The sequence below is a fragment of the Phyllobacterium phragmitis genome, assembly GCF_002980495.1.
Lineage (GTDB): Bacteria > Pseudomonadota > Alphaproteobacteria > Rhizobiales > Rhizobiaceae > Paramesorhizobium > Paramesorhizobium phragmitis.
Window position 1 is genome coordinate 429,114 of sequence record NZ_PVBR01000001.1, and the last position, 20,356, is coordinate 449,469.

Consider the following 20,356-nt stretch of genomic DNA (forward strand, 5'->3'; position numbering starts at 1 on the left):
TCTCCGGTACCCTCCGATGCTCCGTCTCCATGGACCTGGTCCATGACGGTTGCCATTATCCTGCTGCTGCCGGTGCTTTATCTTCTGCATCCCTATGACGAAGCGATCCTGCGTGCCGCTTCGGCCAGCGATATGCCGGGACTCTCACTTCTAAGGGACCTGACGGATGTCGGCCGATCGCTGCTCTATCTCACCATCGCATTCTGCGTCATGCTGTGGACCAGCGGTAGAGACCGGCGGACGCTGGAGGCCCGGCTTTATACATTACAGAGCCAGGCAACATTTGCATTCGCCGCTATCGGACTGAGCGCGGTCATCGTCTACATCATCAAATTCGTCATCGGGCGGGCCCGGCCGGCGCTGATCGACACGCTCGGGCCTGATTTTATCGAACCTTTCCACGGTGGTCATCTCTATAGCAGCTTTCCCTCCGGCCATTCGGCAACGGTCGGTGCGATCACGGTCATTCTGGCGCTCTGGTTTCCACGTTGGCGGCTCCCCGTTCTCGTCGCCACCCTCGCACTGGCCTTCAGCCGCATCGCGGTAGCAGCGCACTATCCGACCGACGTGGTTGCCGGCTTTTCCATAGGCTTTCTGTTCACCCTGTTTCTGGCCCGATTTCTGGCAAACAGAAATCTTGGATTTTCGATGATCCTCGGGAAAATATTGCCGAAACGCCGTGTCTTTACCCGGAGATAGGCGGCATATCGGCCTATAGACGGCCCGGATATCATATTTCTCCCGATGAAGACGATTCTTGTCTTTCGATTCTCACCTCAAGACAGTGCTGCTTTGGTTGTATAATCGCTAAAAGCCTTGACCGGAGCGGAATAATCGCCTTCGATGTCCGGGTGAATGGGAGCACGGCAGACATCTTGATATCTAGGTATTCGCTTGGGATGGATACCGAATTTCTGCGTGGTGCCCTTTAAACGGGAACAAGGCAACACAAAAAGGGTAATAGCCAAATGTATAAGACTGTTCTTCAAGGTGTCCTCGGCGTAGCGGCGCTTGCAGTGACTGCCACGGCGGCCTCCGCGGGTACGCTGGACGACGTGAAAGCCAAGGGCTTCCTCCAGTGCGGCGTCAATACCGGTCTCCCCGGCTTTGCCTCTCCAGACGACAAGGGTGATTGGTCAGGCTTCGATGTCGATTATTGTCGCGCTGTCGCCGCCGCGATCTTTGGCGATCCCACCAAGGTCAAGTTCACGCCGCTGACGGCCAAGGAACGTTTCACCGCGCTGCAGTCGGGCGAAGTCGATGTCCTGATCCGCAATACGACCTGGACCATTAGCCGCGATACCTCGCTCGGCCTCGATTTCGCCGGTGTCAACTATTATGACGGCCAGGGCTTCATGATCAACGCCAAGAAGCTGTCGGGCATCAATTCCGCGCTGCAGCTTTCGGGTGCTTCGGTTTGCGTTCAGGCCGGCACGACGACCGAGCTTAACCTCGCCGACTATTTCAGCGCCAACAAGATGGAATACAATCCCGTCGTGTTCGAGAAGATCGAAGAGGTCAACGCCGCCTATGATGCGGGCCGCTGCGATGCTTACACCACTGATCAGTCTGGCCTCTATGCGATACGTCTGGGATTGGCCAACCCCGACGACCATGTCGTGTTGCCGGAGATCATCTCCAAGGAGCCGCTTGGACCTGCCATTCGCCAGGGCGATTCGCAGTGGGCCGATGTCATTCGCTGGACGCATTTTGCCCTGCTCAATGCCGAAGAGGCTGGCATCACGCAGGCCAATGTCGAGGAAATGAAGAATTCGGATAACCCCGACATCAAGCGCATGCTTGGTTCCGAGGCGGACACCAAGATCGGTACCGATCTCGGTTTGAGCAATGATTGGGTTGTCAATGTCATCAAGGGCGTCGGCAACTATGGTGAGATCTTCGAGCGCAATATCGGCACGGCAAGCCCGCTCAAGATCGCACGCGGTATCAATGCCTTGTGGACAAAGGGCGGCCTGCAGTACGGCATGCCGATCCGCTAAGCGCGGGTTCTTCGCATGAGCGAAACGGGGAGGTGGTATGGCCGCCTTCCCGATTGGCCATGCCGGCGCGGAATCGGTTTCGGAATGCATGATGTGCCGTTTCAAAAACGAACAGCGTCCTTGTTGTAGCGTCCTGAAGGGCGCACGGCGCTGTAATGAAATTGGGAACAACAAAAAAATAAAATGAGGGGTACATGGCGTCTCAGGATATTGCAGAATCCGGCCGTGAAAGCCCGGGCGTATCATTTCTATACGACCCGAAAATCCGTGGCATATTCTATCAAGCCGTTGTTTTTATTGCGATCATAACGCTGATCTATTGGATCGTCGGCAATACGGTTGCAAATTTGCAGCGTTCGAACATCGCGTCGGGCTTTGGCTTTCTCAAAGGCCGCGCCGGTTTCGATGTCAGTCAGTCGCTGGTTCAGTATACCAGCGATTCCACCTATGGCCGGGCGCTTTATGTCGGCTTCCTGAACACGCTTTACGTGGCTATCATCGGTATCGTGACCGCCTCCATTCTCGGGTTCCTGATCGGCATCGGGCGGCTTTCCCAGAATTGGCTGATCCGCAAGATCTGCCTGGTCTATGTGGAGGTCTTCCGCAACATTCCGCCGCTTCTGGTCATCTTCTTCTGGTATTTCGGCGTTTTGTCGGTGTTGCCGCAGGCGCGCGAAAGCCTTTCCCTGCCGTTCAGCAGTTATCTCAACAATCGCGGTTTCTCTTTCCCCGCCCCCGTATGGGGACATAATGCCGGGTTGATCGGCATCGCGCTCATCGTCGGGCTTGTGCTTTCGTTCCTTGTCGCCCGCTGGGCGCGAAAGCGGCAGATGGCGACGGGGCAGATATTCCCCGTTTATCGTACCGCTGCGGCGCTCATTCTGGGGCTGCCTTTGCTCGCCTTCGTCGTCACCGGGTTTCCGCTGTCGTTCGATTTGCCGAAGCTCGGCACGTTCAATCTGTCCGGTGGAGCGCAGGTGAAACCGGAATTCCTGGCGCTTTATCTGGCGCTTTCCTTCTATACGGCAGCCTTCATCGCCGAGACGGTGCGCGCCGGCATCCTGGGCGTCAACAAGGGGCAGACGGAAGCCTCCTATGCGCTCGGGCTTCGTCCGGGGCAGGCGACGCGCCTTGTGGTGATCCCGCAGGCATTGCGCATCATCATTCCGCCGCTCAGCAGCCAATATCTCAATCTGACCAAGAATTCGTCACTGGCCATCGCCATCGGCTATCCGGATCTCGTCGCCGTGGGCGGAACGATCCTCAATCAGACCGGCCAGTCCATCGAGGTCGTAGGTATCTGGATGGTGGTCTACCTGGGCATAAGCCTGATCACATCAGGCTTGATGAACTGGTTCAACGCCAAAATGGCCCTGGTGGAGAGATAAGATGGCAAATCCCGACCTAAGCCTCAATCTCAGTTTTGTGCGGACGGAAATGGCGGGCGCCACGCCTCCGCCACGCGGCGAACGTGGCCTGGCCAATTGGCTGCGGACCAATCTGTTTGCCACACCCGTCGATGCCGCCTTGTCGATCTTCGCCATCCTTCTTCTTGTCTGGTTTCTGCCGCCGATCATCAATTGGCTTTTCATCAACGCCGTGTGGACGGGCCCGGATCGGTCCGTCTGTTCCACGACGGTCCAGGGCGGCATCCAGCCGGAGGGCTGGTCCGGAGCGTGCTGGGCCTTCGTCAATGCGAAATTCCAGCAGTTCCTCTATGGGCGTTATCCCTTCGAGGAGCGTTGGCGCGTCGATCTGGTGGCGGCGCTCTTCGTGCTGCTTTTGATCCCGCTTCTCATTCCCAAGGTGCCACGTAAGGGATTGAATGCGATCGTCTTCTTCTTCATCTTCCCGATCGTTGCATTTTTCCTGCTGGTCGGCGGCTGGTTCGGTCTTCGCTATGTCGAAACACCGCTCTGGGGCGGGCTTCTGGTGACGCTGGTTCTTTCCTTCGTCGGCATTGCCGTTTCCCTGCCGCTCGGCATCGTTCTGGCATTGGGGCGGCGTTCGCAATTGCCCGTCATCAAGCTGCTTTCCGTCATCTTCATCGAGATGGTGCGTGGCGTGCCGCTGGTGACGGTCCTGTTCATGGCAAGCGTGATGCTGCCGCTTTTCCTGCCACCGGGCGTCACGTTCGACAAGCTCCTGCGTGCGCTGATCGGCGTTGCCCTGTTCGCCTCCGCCTATATGGCGGAAGTGGTCCGCGGCGGGCTGCAGGCGATCCCGAAGGGCCAATATGAAGGTGCCGACTCGCTTGGCCTCAATTATTGGCAGAAGACCTCGCTGATCGTTCTGCCGCAGGCACTCAAGCTGGTCATCCCCGGCATCGTCAATACCTTCATCGGCTTGTTCAAGGATACGAGCCTCGTCTATATCATAGGCATGTTCGATCTGCTGGGTATCGTCCGGCAGAACTTCGCCGATGCGAACTGGTCGTCGCCGCAGACACCGGCGACAGGGCTGATCTTTGCCGGTTTCGTCTTCTGGATTTTCTGTTTTTCGATGTCGCGCTATTCTATTTTCATGGAGCGGCGGCTCGATACCAGCCACAAGAAATAAGGGAACTTTTTAATGAAAACACAACACAGCGTGGTCGATCCGGAAGAGATCAAGGTCGATCCGTCCCGTATGCAGATTTCCTCTACCGACGTAGCGGTCGAGATCGTCAACATGCACAAATGGTATGGTGATTTTCACGTGCTGCGCGATATCAATCTGAAGGTGATGCGCGGTGAGCGCATCGTCATCGCGGGTCCATCAGGGTCGGGAAAGTCGACCATGATCCGCTGCATCAACCGGCTGGAGGAGCATCAGAAGGGGAAGATCATCGTCGATGGCATCGAACTGACCAACGACCTCAAGAAGATCGATGAAGTGCGCCGTGAAGTCGGCATGGTGTTCCAGCACTTCAACCTTTTCCCACATCTGACCATCTTGGAAAACTGCACGCTCGCGCCGATCTGGGTGCGCAAGATGCCGAAGAAGAAGGCGGATGAAATCGCCATGCACTATCTCGATCGCGTCAAGATCCCGGAACAGGCCAACAAATATCCGGGCCAGCTTTCCGGCGGTCAGCAGCAGCGCGTGGCGATCGCCCGCTCGCTCTGCATGAACCCGCGCATCATGCTGTTCGACGAGCCAACCTCGGCTCTCGACCCTGAAATGATCAAGGAAGTGCTGGACACCATGGTGTCACTCGCTGAGGAGGGCATGACCATGGTTTGCGTCACCCATGAAATGGGCTTTGCGCGCGAGGTGGCGAACCGGGTGATCTTCATGGATCAGGGTCAGATCGTCGAGCAGAACTCGCCGGCGGAATTCTTCGACAATCCGCAGCACGAGCGCACCAAGCTGTTTTTGAGCCAGATATTGCATTGAAGTCGTTCAGGTAGAGGTGTTGGCGTTATAATAGCCCCCTCTGCCCGGCAGGGCAGAGGGGGGTGTAACCGCGCCAATCTACTCGTTTGACCGAAACCCCGTTCCGTCATACCCATAAAGCCAGTCGAGATCGGCCAGAAAACGCTCCGGAGGGCGCGACCGCAAAAACATGTTGCGGCCAAGCGCCAATGGTCCGGCGGTATGATAGGCAAACCGGTTGAGAGACCCGCGCCTGGCGACGCTCGCGACCCGCGCCAGCCGCTCCTTGTTGAAACGGGCGAGCGCCGCCGGCCAACCCGCTTCGTCGCGGGATAAAGCTACTGCGAGCGCACAGGAATCTTCGATCGCCATTGCCGAGCCCTGGGCCGCGAAAGGCGTCATCGCATGCGCGGCATCGCCTAGGAGCACTATCCGGTCGCCTAAGATAAAGCGCGGACGGTTGATCTGGAAAAGTGGCCAGAATGTCCATTCATCCGCCGCTGCGCGGATGATGGCGTGGATGGCGCTGTGCCAACCGGAGAAGGCGGCGGCGAGCGCGATACTGTCGCCCTTCGAGGACCATTCCCGGCCGGGGTCGCGTCCCCTGGTGATGGCGACGAAATTGAAGAATTTTCCGGCCTTGACCGGATAGATGATGAAGTGGACGCCACGACCAAGCCAGGCCGAAACGCTGATACTGTCCGGCAGCGCTGTCTCGAACGCCTGAGGCAGGGCTTCGCGTGGCAGGCTGGCTCGCCAGGCGATGTGGCCGGTGAAGGTTGTGCTCCGGTCGTGTTCTACCGCGGCGCGCCGTGCCGACCATACGCCATCGCAGCCGAGAAGCAGCGCACCGCGATGTTCCTCGATGCGGTCTCCGGCGTCGATCTGCACTATTGCTCCGTCCCCGCCGGCGCGATGCGAGACGACGCTTGAGTCGAGCCTGAGCGCAATGGCGGGGCGCTCGCTGACGGTGGCAGCCAGTGCCGCCTGGAGATCGGCGCGGTGACAGACGAGATAAGGTGCGTTCCAGCGCGTCTCGGCAGCTTCGCGCAACGCCATGCGCAGGAGGGGCCTACCGTTCGTGCCGTCCTGCAGATAGAGCGCGTCAGGCAGCACCGCCTGTGCCATCAGGCGGTCGAGAACGCCGAGGCGGGCAAGCAGGCGGGTCGCATTGGGGGCAAGCTGAAGACCGGCGCCGACTTCCGAAAACCGCGGTGCTTTGTCGAAGATGGCGACCGAGAAGCCCTTTGCCTCCAGCGCCAGTGCCGCCGTCAGCCCGGCAATGCCAGCTCCCGATATGATGACGTGTTTTGCGGCGGGAACTGTCATGATGTTATATTGCCAGCCGATGCGCTGAGAACGGCCCTTTCGTTGGCTTCACGTCGAGCCGAAAAATCCTGCCTGCGGCATTCAGGCAGCCTTTTCGGCGTTTTCGACATAAAGGCAGCCCGCTGGAATGGTTTCTGTCGGGCCGAGGCTCGGATTGTAGCGGTAAAGCGTCGAGCAATAGGGGCAGACCATCTCCGTCTCCTCGCCCATGTCGAGATAGACATGCGGATGGTCGAAAGGCGGATTTGCGCCGACGCACATGAATTCCTTGACGCCGATTTCGACGACGAGGTGACCGGCATCATTGTGGAAATGAGGAATACCGTGATCGGACATGTTGCGCTCCAGCGTCTTGAGCGCCGCGCGTCATACGCGCAAAGGACGCTCCAACCATTTTTGAACTTGACGACGATCCCGTTTGAAAGTGACTTCGTTCCCCGGGATCATGCTATGATCAGCGCGTGTGTTACCGCGATTGATCTCTTTTCGGAAGCGATTTGTATCAATTCGGAAGACATTTCAAGCCAAGTGCTATCAAACTGTCATAAGATTTTCATAGGTTTTGTGGCCGATCCGGGCCGTTCTGGATATCGGCCGGACAGAACCGGAGTATGGGTGAGATGAACGAAGCGAACATGACAGAGATCGAGAAAGCCGCCACCAGGATCGAGCAGGAGGCGGCCGCCGCGCCGCGTGAGCCTTCCTTGCTGGAAAGCGCGGACCGTTTCGTCAATCGCGAATTCTCCTGGCTGCAGTTCAATCGCCGCGTGCTGGAGGAAGCCCGCAACGAAAAGCAGCCGCTGCTGGAGCGCTTGCGTTTCCTTTCCATTTCGGCGGCAAACCTCGACGAGTTCTTCATGGTTCGCATCGCCGGGCTTGCCGGGCAGGTGCGCGCCGGTATAGCCACGCGTAGCGCCGACGGGCGCACGCCACAGGAGCAACTCGATTTCGTGCTGGAGGAGGTCAGCAATCTCCAGGCGGCGCAACAGGACAATCTGCATGCACTGCTTGACGAGCTTTCGCGTGAAAATGTCGAGATCGTCAAATCGGATGCGCTGCGCAAGAACGAGAAGATCTGGCTGGAGAATCATTTTCTCGAAACGATCTTCCCGGTTCTGACCCCGCTGTCGATCGATCCGGCACATCCGTTCCCGTTTATTCCAAATCTCGGATTTTCCATCGCCTTGCAGCTTGCCCGCCGGGCCGACAACCAGCCGATGACGGCGCTGCTGCGCTTGCCCGTGGCGCTCAAGCGCTTCATCCAGCTTCCCGCTGAAAACGGACGTTGCCGGTTCATCTCACTGGAGAATGCGGTCAGCCTCTTCATCGGCAGGCTTTTCCCCGGTTATGAGGTGAAGGGCGCCGGCACGTTCCGTATCATTCGCGACAGCGATATCGAGGTCGAGGAGGAGGCGGAGGATCTCGTCCGCCTGTTCGAAAGCGCGCTCAAGCGCCGCCGCCGCGGCCAGGTCATCCGCATTGAGTTCGACAGCGAGATGCCGGAAAATTTGCGCATTTTCGTTGCCACCGAACTGGCCGTGCCGGAAAACCGCATCAGCGTCCTCAAGGGCCTGCTTGCGCTCAACATGATCTCGGAAATAGTCTCCGTCCCGCGCGGCGATCTGAAATTCGTCCCCTACAATCCGCGCTTCCCCGAGCGCATCCGCGAGCATGGCGGCGATTGCTTCGCTGCCATCCGCGAAAAGGATATCGTCGTTCACCATCCCTATGAGTCCTTCGACGTCGTCGTGCAGTTCTTGCGCCAGGCGGCCGCCGATCCCGATGTGTTGGCGATCAAGCAGACGCTCTACAGAACCTCGAACGACAGCCCGATCGTCCGCGCGCTTGTCGATGCGGCGGAAGCCGGAAAATCGGTGACGGCGCTGGTCGAGTTGAAGGCGCGCTTCGACGAGGAGGCCAATATCCGCTGGGCGCGCGATCTGGAGCGGGCCGGCGTCCAGGTCGTCTTCGGCTTCATCGAGTTGAAGACCCATGCAAAGATGTCGCTGGTGGTCCGGCGCGAGGATTCAAAGCTGAGGAGCTATGTGCATCTCGGCACCGGCAACTACCATCCGATCACCGCGCGCATCTATACCGACCTTTCCTTCTTCACGACGGATCCGGACATCGCGCGCGACGTGTCGCATATCTTCAACTTCATCACCGGTTATGCACAACCTGCGGAAGAAATGAGCATTGCCATTTCGCCGCTGACGCTGCGCGACCGAATCCTCAGACATATCGATGATGAAATCGCCCATGCGAAAGCCGGTCGGCCCGCCGTCATCTGGATGAAGATGAACTCGTTGGTCGATCCACAGATTATTGATGCGCTCTATCGGGCCAGCATGGGTGGTGTGGAAATCGAATTGGTGGTGCGGGGCATATGCTGCCTGAGGCCGAAGGTGCCAGGCCTTTCCGACAACATCCGGGCCAAATCCATCGTCGGCCGTTTTCTTGAGCACAGCCGCATTTTCTGCTTTGGCAACGGCCATGACCTGCCCTCGGAGAAGGCGATCGTCTATTTCGGCTCGGCCGACATGATGCCACGCAATCTCGACCGCCGGGTGGAGACTCTGGTGCCGATCACCAATGCGACGGTGCACCAGCAGGTGCTCTCGCAGATCATGCTTGCCAACATCATTGACAACCAGCAGAGCTACGAACTACTTGCCGATGGTACCTCCCGTCGGATAAAACCTGCCGAGGGAGAAGAAGCCTTCAACGCGCAGGAATACTTCATGACCAATCCAAGCTTGTCAGGGCGCGGCAAATCGCTGAAATCGTCGGCGCCCCGCCTGATTGCCCATCGCAAGCGTGCCAGAGCCGAGAGAAACAGGACCGCATGAGTCTCCCACTGGCTCAGGGACGTCTGAAGGGGCGTCAGCCTGTCGCTGTCATCGATATCGGTTCCAACTCGGTCCGTGTGGTCGTCTATGAAGGCATCGTCCGCTCCCCGACGGTGCTTTTCAACGAGAAGATCCTGTGCGGCCTCGGAAAGGGACTGGCCAAGACAGGTCGCCTCAATGACAAATCCGTCAATAGTGCACTGCGCGCGCTGCGGCGCTTCCGGGCGCTTGCCGAACAGGCCGGGGCCTCGTCGCTGCACGCGCTGGCGACAGCCGCCGCGCGCGAGGCGGAGAACGGCCCCGCATTCATCACCGAGGCCGAGGCCGTTCTGGGTGAGCACATCCAGGTGCTCTCCGGCAAGGAGGAGGCCTATTATTCCGCGCTCGGCATCATTTCCGGCTTTCACAATCCCGACGGAATCGCGGGCGATCTCGGCGGCGGAAGCCTGGAACTGGTCGATGTGCGCGGCCATGCGATAGGCGACGGGATCACGCTTCCTCTCGGCGGGCTCCGCCTTCAGGACCTTTCAAACGGAAAACCTGCGGAAGCCGCGAAGATCGCCCGCAGCCAGATGGCGAAGGCAAAGCTGCTGGAAAAAGGCGAGGGGCGCATCTTCTACGCCGTCGGCGGGACATGGCGAAATCTCGCCAAGCTGCATATGAGCGCGAGGCATTATCCGCTGCATATCATGCACGCCTATGAGATTGACCCCCAGGAGGCGCATAATTTCCTGCTTCGCGTCGCCAAAGGCGATCTCGATCACATGCGCGGCATCGAAGCGGTATCGAAAAGTCGCCGGCAGCTGCTTTCCTATGGAGCGGCGGTGCTCCTGGAAACCGTGCGCCGGATGAAGCCGAGCAAGATCGTCTTTTCGGCACTTGGCGTGCGCGAAGGCTATCTTTACTCGCTCCTCTCCAAGCAGGAACAGTGGGTCGATCCGCTGCTTGCATCGGCGGAGGAGATGGCCATTCTTCGCGCCCGTTCACCGCGTCATGCCCATGAACTTGCGGACTGGACGGAAAAGGCCTTTGCCATGCTGGGGTTCGACGAGACCGAGGACGAGGCGCGTTACCGCAAGGCTGCCTGCCTGCTCGCCGATATCAGCTGGCGGGCGCACCCCGATTATCGCGGATCGCAGGCGCTCAATCTCATCGCGCATGGCTCGTTCAGCGGCATCGATCATCCCGGCCGTTCTTACATGGCGCTTGCCAATTATTTCCGTCACGAAGGGGTGGTGGACGATGCCGTGGCGCCGGAGATCCTGAGCCTGACCACGCCGAGGCTTCGCGAGCGGGCAAAGTTGCTCGGTGCACTCCTGCGCGTCGTCTATCTCCTGTCGGCGTCGATGCCCGGCATCATCCCCCATCTGCAATGGCGCGAAACGGAAAATGGTGGCCTCGAACTGTTGGTTCCCAAGAGCCACGCCGAACTGGTGGCCGAGCGGCCGGAAGCTCGCCTGCAGCACCTGGCAAAGCTGGTGGGGCGGGAACTACATCTGAGGGTGGGGGATTAACTTGGAACGAAAAAAGTATTCTGGTTGATCGCCGCTCCAGCCTTCTTGTGTCCTGATCAATCTGCCCGCACTATGCCGTGAGTATCTGCAACAAAAGGGTTGTGAGATGGGCGGAAGAATCAAGGCTTTGCTATGTGTAGTCGCATTTTATCTGATCTATAATTACGGACAGTCCTATGTTCTGCCTCGTATACCTATAGAATCCCCAGCGTTTTTTCATTATCTGGATGGCCTGACAGGTTATCCGACCCTGATGTCCCGCATCAAATCTTTTCTATTCTGCCTTATCCTTTATATCGTCTTCACGGTTCTGCTGGAGCGTGAAAGCTGGAAAAGCGCTTTTCAACTGCCTGTTTCACTGAGCGTTCCTCTGAAAGGCGCGGGTTTTGCGCTCGCCCTCGGGGCAATCGCGCTATTTTTGCCCCAAGCGCTCGGCCTGCTCGACATTAAAAGTGCCACCCTGACTTATCCGGAAATGGCCGCTACCGTCCTTGCTTGGCTGATCGCGCAGGTTTTCAACGCGACGAAGGAGGAATTCATTTTCCGCGGCTATATCTTGCGCCGCCTGGCGGCCACGTTCAATGTGCACGCTGCGGTGATCGTTTCTTCGCTTGTTTTCGGCGCTGGCCACATCGCGCAATATCATTTCGCGGGATTTGTTTTTGCCGCAACTGCCGGCATAATCTTCGGCTATCTCTACATTTTCTACCGCAACATCTGGATTCCGATAGGTTTCCATGGTGTGTGGGATATCATGTCCCATACCGTGTTGGGCAGATTTTTCGATGTCCAGGCCGGCCCATTGGCGGTTTGGTTTGGCGGCACCGCCGGCTCAGCTCAGATCGCATTTCTTGTAGGGTTGAACGTCATATTCCTGATCTGCTTCTTCATCTGGAAACGGCTTTGGCTTCTGCCGCCACATTTTGATGGCAGTGCGCAGCGGCGAAGAACTTGAAGCTCTGCCGCCTCCGGCTCAATCCAGCGGAACCGCCGTGATGCGCCTGTTCTCGAACTTGATGCCGATCTCGCCGCCGATGAGTTTCAGCGCCTTTTCACCGAAGACCTCTCTGCGCCAGCCACGCAGCGCGGCGACGTCGGCATTTTCCCCCTCGGCAGCGATCCTGTCGATATCGTCGGAATTGGCGACGATCTTGGCAGCGACACCATATTCCTCGGTGACGAGCTTCAAGAGCACCTTGAGGAGATCGGCCGCAGCACCGGCACCTTCCGGCGAATGCGAATGCTTCGGCAGGCGCGGCATCTGATCCCTTGGTATCGCCAGCGCCTCGTTGACGACGGCGACCAGCCCGGTGGCCTGCGTCGAGCGCTCCCAGCCCTTGGGTATGGTCCTGAGCCTCCCGAGCGCCTCGGCGTCCACCGGTTGCTGCTGCGCGATTTCATAGATGGTGTCGTCCTTGATGACGCGGCCGCGCGGCACGTTGCGCTCGCGCGCCTCGCGTTCGCGCCAGGCTGCTACAGCCTGCATCACCGCGAGTTCCTGCGGCTTGCGTAGCCTTGATTTCAGGCGCTTCCACGCATCGTCGGGGTGAAGGTCATAGGTCTCCCGCGCGGTCAGGATGCCCATCTCCTCCTTGACCCAATCGGAGCGGCCTTCCTCTTCGAGCTTTGCTTTCAGGTGCAGATAGATATCGCGCAGATAGGTGACGTCAGCCAGCGCATATTCGAGCTGTTTTTGCGAAAGCGGCCTTCTGCGCCAGTCGGTGAAGCGGGAGGACTTGTCCAGATTGACGCCCGTCACCCGATTGACCAGCTGATCATAGGAAATTGCATCGCCGAAACCGCAGACCATGGCGGCAACCTGCGTATCGAACACCGAATCCGGAATGAGATTGCCCAGATGGAAGATGATCTCGATGTCCTGCCGCGCGGCATGGAACACCTTCATCACCTTCTCATTGGCCATCAGCGCGAAGAAAGACGACAGATCGAGCCCAGGCGCCAGCGCATCTATCAGCGCCGTGTGGTCGGGCGAGGCCATCTGGATGAGGCACAGCTCAGGCCAGAATGTCGTTTCCCTAATGAACTCGGTATCGATGGTAACGAAATCGGATTTCGAAAGGGCGGAAACGGCCTCTACGAGGCCTTCGGTGGTCGTAATCAGGTTCATGAATTTTTCTATAACCAATGCAAAAAGATTTGTCGCGCGCGAATGCGCATTTTGTCTTTATGAAGGCAGGGTTGGCCTGACGCCTTGACAAAACCAAGCCAAAATGCGCTTGTCCGCCGGAATTTTCAGCGCAGCGTCCTGCGCGTCATTTCCTTAATTTCAGAGGCAGACATCATGCACCGTTACCGCAGCCACACCTGCGCAGCCCTTCGCAAGTCGGACGTCGGCTCGACCGTCCGCCTGTCAGGCTGGGTTCATCGCGTTCGTGATCATGGCGGCATTCTTTTCATCGACCTGCGCGACCATTACGGCCTGACGCAGATTGTCGCCGATCCTGATTCTCCGGCGTTCAAGGTCGCCGAAACGCTTCGCAGCGAATGGGTGATCCGGGTCGACGGCGAGGTGAAGGCGCGCACGGACGAAACCATCAATTCCGGTCTGCCGACGGGCGAGGTCGAGATTTTTGCCCGCGAGATCGAAGTGTTGTCGACGGCGAAGGAATTGCCGCTGCCGGTGTTCGGCGAGCCGGATTATCCCGAGGATATCCGCCTCAAATACCGCTTCCTAGACCTGCGCCGCGAGACGCTGCACAAGAACATCATGAGCCGCACCAGCATCATCGCCGCCATGCGCCGGCGCATGGGCGAGGGGGGCTTCACCGAGTTCTCGACGCCGATCCTGACTGCATCCTCGCCGGAAGGCGCGCGAGACTTCCTCGTGCCGAGCCGCATCCATCCGGGCCAGTTCTATGCGCTGCCGCAAGCGCCGCAGCAATATAAGCAGCTCATCATGATGTCCGGCTTCGACCGCTATTTTCAGATTGCGCCCTGCTTTCGCGATGAGGACCCGCGCGCCGACCGCCTGCCGGGCGAGTTCTACCAGCTCGACGTCGAAATGAGCTTCGTCGAGCAGGAAGACATCCTGACGACCATGGAGCCGGTGCTCAAGGGCGTGTTCGAGGAGTTTGCCGGGGGCAAGCCGGTGACGCAGAAATTCCCGCGTATTGCCTATGATGAAGCCATGCGAAAATACGGCACCGACAAGCCGGATCTGCGCAACCCGATCGAGATGAGCAACGTCTCCAAGCACTTCCGTGGCTCTGGCTTCAAGGTCTTCGCCAATATCCTTACTGCCAGCGAGCAAAACCAGATCTGGGCGATCCCCGCGCTGACTGGTGGTTCTCGCGCATTCTGCGACCGGATGAATTCTTGGGCGCAGGGCGAGGGCCAGCCGGGTCTCGGCTATATATTCTGGCGACTCAGCCCGCTGCCTGCTGAAGCGCAGAACGACCCACATCATCCCTTGGCGCGCTTAGCGGCATCACAGAGAAAGTGGTTCACGCAAACCTTCGAAATGAACGAAGAGAGTGGTATTCAGTACTGGCGTCAGGATGGAAAAGAGGAAGGCGTATCGCAACAGCCGGCAGGCAAGCTGTATTGGGAAGCTGTTGGACCCGTTGCCAACAACATTGGCATTGAAAGAACAGAGGCTATTCGTCGTCAACTGAATCTAGGTGGTAACGACGCCTGCTTCTTCGTCGCCGGCGATCCGAAGAAATTCGTCGCCTTCGCCGGGGCCGCGCGCACCCGCGCGGGCGAGGAACTGAACCTCGTCGACCACGACCGGTTCGAACTGTGCTGGATCATCGATTTTCCGTTCTATGAGTGGAACGAGGATGAGAAGAGGGTGGATTTCGGCCACAACCCGTTTTCCATGCCGCAGGGCGGCATCGAGGCGCTGGAGGGCGCGGACCCGCTTTCCATCAAGGCGTTCCAGTACGACATGGTCTGCAACGGCTTCGAGATCGCCTCCGGCGGCATCCGCAACCATCTGCCCGAGACCATGGTCAAGGCATTCGAGATCGTCGGCTTCGATCGGGAAACGGTGGAGGAGCGCTTTGGCGGCCTTTATCGCGCATTCCAGTACGGCGCCCCGCCGCATGGCGGCATGGCGGCGGGCGTCGATCGTATCGTCATGCTGCTCGTCGGCGCGAAGAATCTGCGCGAGATCACCATGTTCCCGATGAACCAGCAGGCCTATGATCTATTGATGAACGCGCCGTCCGAAGCGTCGCCGGCGCAATTGCGCGACCTGCATATCCGGCTCAGCCCGGTGAAGAAAGACGCGTAGAAGCGCCCGCAACCGATTCAGATGATTACAAAAAAGCCCGGCAGAGATGCCGGGCTTTTTTATGGGGATCATATTGTAGGACGGATTGACGCTTCATCTCCCCCTCAAGGGGGGAGATTGGCTGACACAAACCTTGGCATTCATTATTCAACGTCTGTGATTGCTGGCCAACCTCTATGAAGGCGTAATCTCCACCCTTGAGGGGGAGATGGCCGGCAGGCCAGAGGGGGTAATCGTGCCAGCATCTCCAAAACCGCGCTGCTTATTTATTCGCCGTCACCGTCACCCCAAGCACATCCGGCAGCTTTTCCGGCTGTGCCGAGCCAGTGGCCATCAAAATGGCGACGGGAACAGGAGAGGGCGGGGTGGCGCGGATTTCGAGTGATTTCGGATTGTCGAGATAGGCGCTCACAGCCTCGGTCACCTGGCTTGCGAATTTGGCATTCTTCAATTGTCCGGCGAACAGCGGCAGAACCGCCTTCATCTGATTAACGAGAACCGAGCGCTCCGTCCCTTGCTGATTGGCGAAATAGTCGAGAACCTTGTTGGTGAGCGAGGCATCGTCGAAACGAACGGACGCGCCGCTGACCGTCAATTGCTGCAGCAGGCCGAGCATCGCAAGCCCTCCCGCGTCGCTGTCCGGATTGTCGGCGAGCGTTGCCTGCGCCTGTTGCAACCCCTTGATGAAGTCGAGCGTGTAGCCGCCGATATCGAATGTCATGCCGAGCTTGCCGCCTTCGTCCATGACGAGATCGAACTGATCGAGCTTGAAGCGTCCGTCGGTGATCGACCAGCTTCCCTTGGAATCGATACGGCCGTCGATCTTCTCGTAGCCCAGCGCCGTAAGCGTCTCCTTCGCCTTCGAAGGTTCGGCCTTGCTCAGATCGATGGCGATCTTGTCGACATCCCAGGTGTAGTTGATGGGAGAACCCGCCGTATAAGGCGAGATCGTCGCCACGATATCCTGCAGCGTGGCGATGTCGTTACCTGCCTGATTGACGGTGATCTGATCGATTTCGGCCTTCTGGTAATAAAGAATGCTGGCGAGCGGATCTGTCGAGCCCTCGGCCGCAAGATGCATATTCTCGAGTTCCATGCCCTTGATCGAGATGCTCGTTCCCTCGAAGGGAAGGGTCATATCCGGCACGTTGGCCTGACCGATATCGTAGCCGCCGTCGGCGGCATCGGAAACGTCGCTGAGCGTGATATCGCCGACATTGAAGGATTTATCCTGAGCCGCCACGCCCGGCGCCCTGATGGATGCGCCCTTCAAAACCACCGTCGAACCGCTGGTTTCCACGCTTTGGTAGCTGATCTGGCCGCCTTGCGCTGCATAAAGTTCCTTCACGCGTTCGGCCACGGCATTGCCGTCGAATGCGAGGGCTGATCCGGCCATTAGCAATGACAGCGCGGACGCTCCCGCAAGAGTGCGTGCCGTTGACTTCAGCGTTGATATGACGGGCATGTGGTCTTCCTTGTTGGTCGATAAGGCCGCTTTTCTACAGTATCTGTCCCGGAATCGGAATTGGTTTTCCGAAAGTACGGTGCGCATTCAATTGCTTGCAATGTTCGATAATGACATAAACTGCGTGGATTGACCTGCACTCTCGTTTTCCAAAAACCGTAACAGGTTTTCGGGCCGATACGCCAGCCAAACCCGATTCCGGTGAATTATGCGGAAAAACACGGCCCCAAGCCTGTGATTGCGCCATATTGACTTGCTGCAGAATCACCCGTTTGCTAACCCCGTTTCATGGGAAAAAGCCTGATTCCGCCGGGTGGCGGCGACGACAACAATATTGAGCCGGTCGACCTGAAGTCGGCGCTCGAAGAGCGCTATCTCGCCTATGCGCTTTCGACCATCATGCACCGTGCGCTTCCCGATGTGCGCGATGGTCTGAAGCCCGTGCATCGGCGCATCATGCATGCGATGCGGCTTCTGCGCCTCAACCCCGATGCGGCCTATGCGAAATGCGCCCGCATCGTCGGCGACGTGATGGGCAAATACCACCCGCATGGCGACCAGGCGATCTATGATGCGCTGGTGCGCCTGGCGCAGGATTTCGCGGTGCGTTATCCCCTGGTCGACGGGCAGGGCAATTTCGGCAATATCGACGGCGATAATGCCGCCGCCATGCGCTACACCGAAGCGCGCATGACTGAAGTGGCGACGCTGCTTCTCGACGGCATCACCGAAGACGCGATCGATTTCCGCCCGACCTACAATGAAGAGGACGAGGAGCCGATCGTTCTTCCCGGTGCCTTTCCCAATCTTCTGGCAAACGGTTCTTCGGGTATCGCCGTTGGCATGGCGACGTCCATTCCGCCGCACAATGTCGCCGAACTCTGCGATGCGGCACTTCATCTGATCAACAAGGCCGATGCGACCGTCGATGAACTGGTCGCCATGGTGCCGGGACCGGATTTCCCGACTGGCGGCATCCTGGTCGAGCCAGCGGAACAGATCCTCGAAGCCTACCGGACCGGGCGCGGGGCATTCCGTCTGCGGGCGCGCTGGCACAAGGAGGATGGCGGGCGTGGAACTTGGGTCCTCGTCGTCACTGAAATTCCCTATCAGGTGCAGAAATCGCGCCTGATCGAGAAGATCGCCGAACTGCTCATTGCCAAGAAATTGCCGCTGCTCGACGATGTGCGTGACGAATCGGCAGAAGACGTACGCATCGTCCTGGAGCCGAAGAACCGCTCGGTCGACCCTGAACTGCTGATGGAATCGCTGTTCAAGCTGACCGATCTGGAGAACCGCTTTCCGCTCAACATGAACGTGCTGTCGCATGGCAAAGTGCCGAACGTTCTGTCGCTGCGCGATGTGCTGAAGGAATGGCTCGAGCATCGCAAGGAGGTGCTGGTCCGCCGTTCGCGTTATAGGCTCCGTGAAATCGAGAAGCGGCTGGAGGTGCTTGGCGGTTATCTCGTAGCCTATCTCAATCTCGATGAGGTGATCCGCATCATCCGCGAGGAGGATCATCCCAAGCAGCAATTGATGGACACGTTCAGCCTGACCGACAATCAGGCCGAAGCAATCCTCAACATGCGCCTGCGTTCGCTGCGCAAGCTCGAGGAATTCGAAATCCGCAAGGAGTTCGATGGGTTGACGACTGAAAAGACGCAGATCGAGGAGCTGCTGGCCTCGGATGCCAAGCAATGGCAGACGATCGGCTGGGAAATCGCCAATGTCCGCAAGAAATACGGGCCCGATACGCTGCTCGGTAAACGCCGCACGACATTCGCCGAAGCGCCGAACCGCGATCTCGATGACATCCATCATGCGATGATCGAGAAGGAGCCGGTGACGATCGTCGTTTCGGAAAAGGGCTGGCTGCGCGCGATGAAGGGGCATCTGGCCGATTTTTCGACGCTGACCTTCAAGGAGGGCGACAAGCTCAAGCTCGCCTTCCATGCCGAGACGACGGACAAGATCCTGATCTTCACCACCGGCGGCAAGTTCTACACCATCGGCGCCAACACGCTGCCGGGTGGACGCGGCCATGGCGAGCCGATCCGTATCATGGTCGACATGGAAAACGATCAGGATATCGTGACGGCTTTTGTGCATGACCCAGCGAGCCGGCTGTTGCTTGCCTCGCATGAGGGCAACGGCTTCATCATAGCCGAGGCGGAAACGGTCGCCAATACCCGCAAGGGCAAGCAGATCATGAATGTGAAGACGCCCGACGAGGCCAAGATCTGCAGCCGGATCACGGGCGATCACGTCGCCATCGTCGGCGAAAATCGCAAGCTGCTGGTCTTCCCCCTCACGGAAATCCCGGAAATGGGCCGGGGCAAGGGCGTGCGCCTGCAGAAATACAAGGATGGCGGCGTTTCCGATCTCCGCACATTTGTGATGGATCAGGGTCTGACCTGGCAGGACGCCGCCGACCGCACCTTCACCCGTAGCAGGGACGAACTCGCCGAATGGATCGCCGCCCGCGCCACCGCCGGACGCATGGTGCCGAAGGGTTTTCCGAGGTCGGGGAAATTCTCCTGATTTTGACTTCCACCGCGTCGGCGACGTAGAATAGCTTGAAATCAAGCGATTTCATTCAGAAACCGCTACAGCGGATAGCGCGGGAGATTGGTCCGGGCGCGGTGCGCATCGCGCAATTGCCAAAGCGAGTGCACGACGAGGGTGACGATCAATATCAGCCCGCCGACCAGGCTCTGGCGGCTTGGCGTCTCGTAGAAGATGATCCACACCCAGATCGGCGCGAGAATAGTTTCCAGAAGATAGAACATGCCCACCTCGGGCCCGGAAATATATTTCGGTCCCGTGGCAAGGCAGAGGAAGGCGATCGGCATCATGATCGCGCCATCGAGGAGGATCCATTTCGGGTCGGCGATCGCATAGCCCGAATGGGTGAGAACCATTGACCCGGCCACCACGAACGGGATGCAGGTGGAAAGGATCGCCGTCAGCCCCATATCCTCGCCGGTCGAACGGCTGATCGTGATGGCGCAGGCCATCAAGAACGCAGCCACGACCGCGACCATGTCGCCGATCCAGTTCCCCGACGAAATGCCTTCGCTGACGATGATCGCCACTCCGACAAGCATGAAGAACATCGCGACAAGCGTGACGGGCTTCGGCCGTTCCCCAAGGAATATCCAGGATAGGAGGGCCGCGAACATCGGATTGAAGGCCAGAATAAAGACCAGATTGGCCGTGGAGGTCAGGAAGACGCCGGAGAGGAAGGCGATGGAGGAAAGGCCGTAGAGGAGGCCGACGAGATAGCCGGCCCTGGATGGAACGAGCGGCCTGGCTTTTCCGCTCACCAGCGACCAGATACCCCAGATGACGAGGGCTGCCGTGAAGGTGGTGATACTGCGCACCATCAGAATCGACCAGCTATTGCCGTCGGCAAGCTTGATGAGCGGGATGTCGAATGTGAGGAAAAGACCGCCTATGCCAGTGATGATCAGGCCCTTGCGGTGGTCGAGTTGTGGCGCTGGCACGAACGAACTCCTCCAGATTCGTGAAGAAAAGCGTGCAGATTCGCACCGCCGCCTGCGTGTCTATCAAATTCGCGAGAT

At 58.6% G+C, this 20,356-nt stretch carries 15 protein-coding genes; 10 read left to right on the plus strand and 5 right to left on the minus strand.

The window, feature by feature from the left end:
* The first annotated feature begins 42 nt into the window (after window positions 1-42).
* From C5748_RS02060 to C5748_RS02080, 5 genes are all read left to right on the plus strand, one after another.
* Complete coding sequence (locus tag C5748_RS02060; RefSeq protein ID WP_158259800.1) at window positions 43-699, plus strand: phosphatase PAP2 family protein; 657 nt, start codon at window positions 43-45, stop codon at window positions 697-699.
* 269 nt (window positions 700-968) lie between these two features.
* Window positions 969-2,000, plus strand: a complete 1,032-nt coding sequence (locus C5748_RS02065; RefSeq protein WP_105740239.1) for an amino acid ABC transporter substrate-binding protein — start codon at window positions 969-971, stop codon at window positions 1,998-2,000.
* 194 nt (window positions 2,001-2,194) lie between these two features.
* On the plus strand, window positions 2,195-3,388 hold the full coding sequence (locus tag C5748_RS02070; protein ID WP_105740240.1) for an amino acid ABC transporter permease: 1,194 nt from the start codon (window positions 2,195-2,197) through the stop codon (window positions 3,386-3,388).
* A 1-nt stretch (window position 3,389) separates the two neighbouring features.
* Window positions 3,390-4,559: an amino acid ABC transporter permease gene (locus tag C5748_RS02075; protein WP_105740241.1), complete on the plus strand. Its 1,170-nt coding sequence runs from the start codon at window positions 3,390-3,392 to the stop codon at window positions 4,557-4,559.
* A 69-nt stretch (window positions 4,560-4,628) separates the two neighbouring features.
* Window positions 4,629-5,378 carry an amino acid ABC transporter ATP-binding protein gene (locus C5748_RS02080; RefSeq protein ID WP_210204469.1) on the plus strand — a complete coding sequence of 250 codons (750 nt, stop codon included), beginning with the start codon at window positions 4,629-4,631 and terminating at the stop codon, window positions 5,376-5,378.
* Window positions 5,379-5,456: 78 nt separating this feature from the next.
* Here C5748_RS02080 and C5748_RS02085 read toward each other — a convergent pair whose 3' ends face one another.
* Entirely contained in the window at window positions 5,457-6,686 is a 1,230-nt protein-coding gene (locus tag C5748_RS02085; RefSeq protein WP_199194676.1) for an FAD-dependent monooxygenase, read from the minus strand.
* An 81-nt stretch (window positions 6,687-6,767) separates the two neighbouring features.
* Window positions 6,768-7,022 (minus strand): zinc-finger domain-containing protein, encoded by a 255-nt coding sequence (locus C5748_RS02090; protein ID WP_105740243.1) that lies wholly within the window; start codon window positions 7,020-7,022, stop codon window positions 6,768-6,770.
* A gap of 329 nt (window positions 7,023-7,351) precedes the next feature.
* On the opposite strand from C5748_RS02090, the gene C5748_RS02095 reads away from it, so the two are divergent.
* The 3 genes from C5748_RS02095 to C5748_RS02105 all read left to right on the plus strand — a co-directional run bounded on the left by C5748_RS02095 (window position 7,352) and on the right by C5748_RS02105 (window position 12,004).
* Entirely contained in the window at window positions 7,352-9,535 is a 2,184-nt protein-coding gene (locus C5748_RS02095; RefSeq protein ID WP_425350193.1) for an RNA degradosome polyphosphate kinase, read from the plus strand.
* On the plus strand, window positions 9,532-11,049 hold the full coding sequence (gene ppx / locus C5748_RS02100; protein WP_105740245.1) for an exopolyphosphatase: 1,518 nt from the start codon (window positions 9,532-9,534) through the stop codon (window positions 11,047-11,049). The genes C5748_RS02095 and ppx overlap by 4 nt, the downstream gene beginning before the upstream one ends.
* A gap of 253 nt (window positions 11,050-11,302) precedes the next feature.
* The gene (locus C5748_RS02105) at window positions 11,303-12,004 is read left to right on the plus strand and encodes a CPBP family intramembrane glutamic endopeptidase (RefSeq protein WP_158259801.1); all 702 of its coding nucleotides are present in this window, start codon (window positions 11,303-11,305) and stop codon (window positions 12,002-12,004) included.
* 18 nt (window positions 12,005-12,022) lie between these two features.
* On the opposite strand, the gene rnd is transcribed toward C5748_RS02105, so the two are convergent.
* A complete protein-coding gene (gene rnd, locus C5748_RS02110; protein WP_105740247.1) occupies window positions 12,023-13,177 on the minus strand; it encodes a ribonuclease D in 1,155 nt (384 codons plus the stop codon).
* A 174-nt stretch (window positions 13,178-13,351) separates the two neighbouring features.
* Here rnd and aspS point away from each other — a divergent pair, with 174 nt between their 5' ends.
* Entirely contained in the window at window positions 13,352-15,307 is a 1,956-nt protein-coding gene (gene aspS, locus C5748_RS02115) for an aspartate--tRNA ligase (RefSeq protein ID WP_146119459.1), read from the plus strand.
* A gap of 262 nt (window positions 15,308-15,569) precedes the next feature.
* Here the strand turns inward: aspS and C5748_RS02125 are convergent, their stop codons facing one another.
* Window positions 15,570-16,772 (minus strand): hypothetical protein, encoded by a 1,203-nt coding sequence (locus C5748_RS02125; RefSeq protein ID WP_105740249.1) that lies wholly within the window; start codon window positions 16,770-16,772, stop codon window positions 15,570-15,572.
* A 288-nt stretch (window positions 16,773-17,060) separates the two neighbouring features.
* On the opposite strand from C5748_RS02125, the gene parC reads away from it, so the two are divergent.
* Window positions 17,061-19,313, plus strand: a complete 2,253-nt coding sequence (gene parC, locus C5748_RS02130; protein ID WP_105740250.1) for a DNA topoisomerase IV subunit A — start codon at window positions 17,061-17,063, stop codon at window positions 19,311-19,313.
* Window positions 19,314-19,378: 65 nt separating this feature from the next.
* Here the strand turns inward: parC and C5748_RS02135 are convergent, their stop codons facing one another.
* The gene (locus C5748_RS02135) at window positions 19,379-20,278 is read right to left on the minus strand and encodes a DMT family transporter (protein ID WP_105740251.1); all 900 of its coding nucleotides are present in this window, start codon (window positions 20,276-20,278) and stop codon (window positions 19,379-19,381) included.
* Window positions 20,279-20,356: the final 78 nt, after the last annotated feature.

Bases quoted from the DNA above. Each gene is read 5' to 3' on its own strand.
- C5748_RS02060 (WP_158259800.1), top strand. From the start codon at position 43: ATGACGGTTGCCATTATCCTGCTGCTGCCGGTGCTTTATCTTCTGCAT.
- C5748_RS02065 (WP_105740239.1), top strand. From the start codon at position 969: ATGTATAAGACTGTTCTTCAAGGTGTCCTCGGCGTAGCGGCGCTTGCA.
- C5748_RS02070 (WP_105740240.1), top strand. From the start codon at position 2,195: ATGGCGTCTCAGGATATTGCAGAATCCGGCCGTGAAAGCCCGGGCGTA.
- C5748_RS02075 (WP_105740241.1), top strand. From the start codon at position 3,390: ATGGCAAATCCCGACCTAAGCCTCAATCTCAGTTTTGTGCGGACGGAA.
- C5748_RS02080 (WP_210204469.1), top strand. From the start codon at position 4,629: ATGCAGATTTCCTCTACCGACGTAGCGGTCGAGATCGTCAACATGCAC.
- C5748_RS02085 (WP_199194676.1), bottom strand. From the start codon at position 6,686: ATGACAGTTCCCGCCGCAAAACACGTCATCATATCGGGAGCTGGCATT.
- C5748_RS02090 (WP_105740243.1), bottom strand. From the start codon at position 7,022: ATGTCCGATCACGGTATTCCTCATTTCCACAATGATGCCGGTCACCTC.
- ppx (WP_105740245.1), top strand. From the start codon at position 9,532: ATGAGTCTCCCACTGGCTCAGGGACGTCTGAAGGGGCGTCAGCCTGTC.
- C5748_RS02105 (WP_158259801.1), top strand. From the start codon at position 11,303: ATGTCCCGCATCAAATCTTTTCTATTCTGCCTTATCCTTTATATCGTC.
- rnd (WP_105740247.1), bottom strand. From the start codon at position 13,177: ATGAACCTGATTACGACCACCGAAGGCCTCGTAGAGGCCGTTTCCGCC.
- aspS (WP_146119459.1), top strand. From the start codon at position 13,352: ATGCACCGTTACCGCAGCCACACCTGCGCAGCCCTTCGCAAGTCGGAC.
- C5748_RS02125 (WP_105740249.1), bottom strand. From the start codon at position 16,772: ATGCCCGTCATATCAACGCTGAAGTCAACGGCACGCACTCTTGCGGGA.
- parC (WP_105740250.1), top strand. From the start codon at position 17,061: ATGGGAAAAAGCCTGATTCCGCCGGGTGGCGGCGACGACAACAATATT.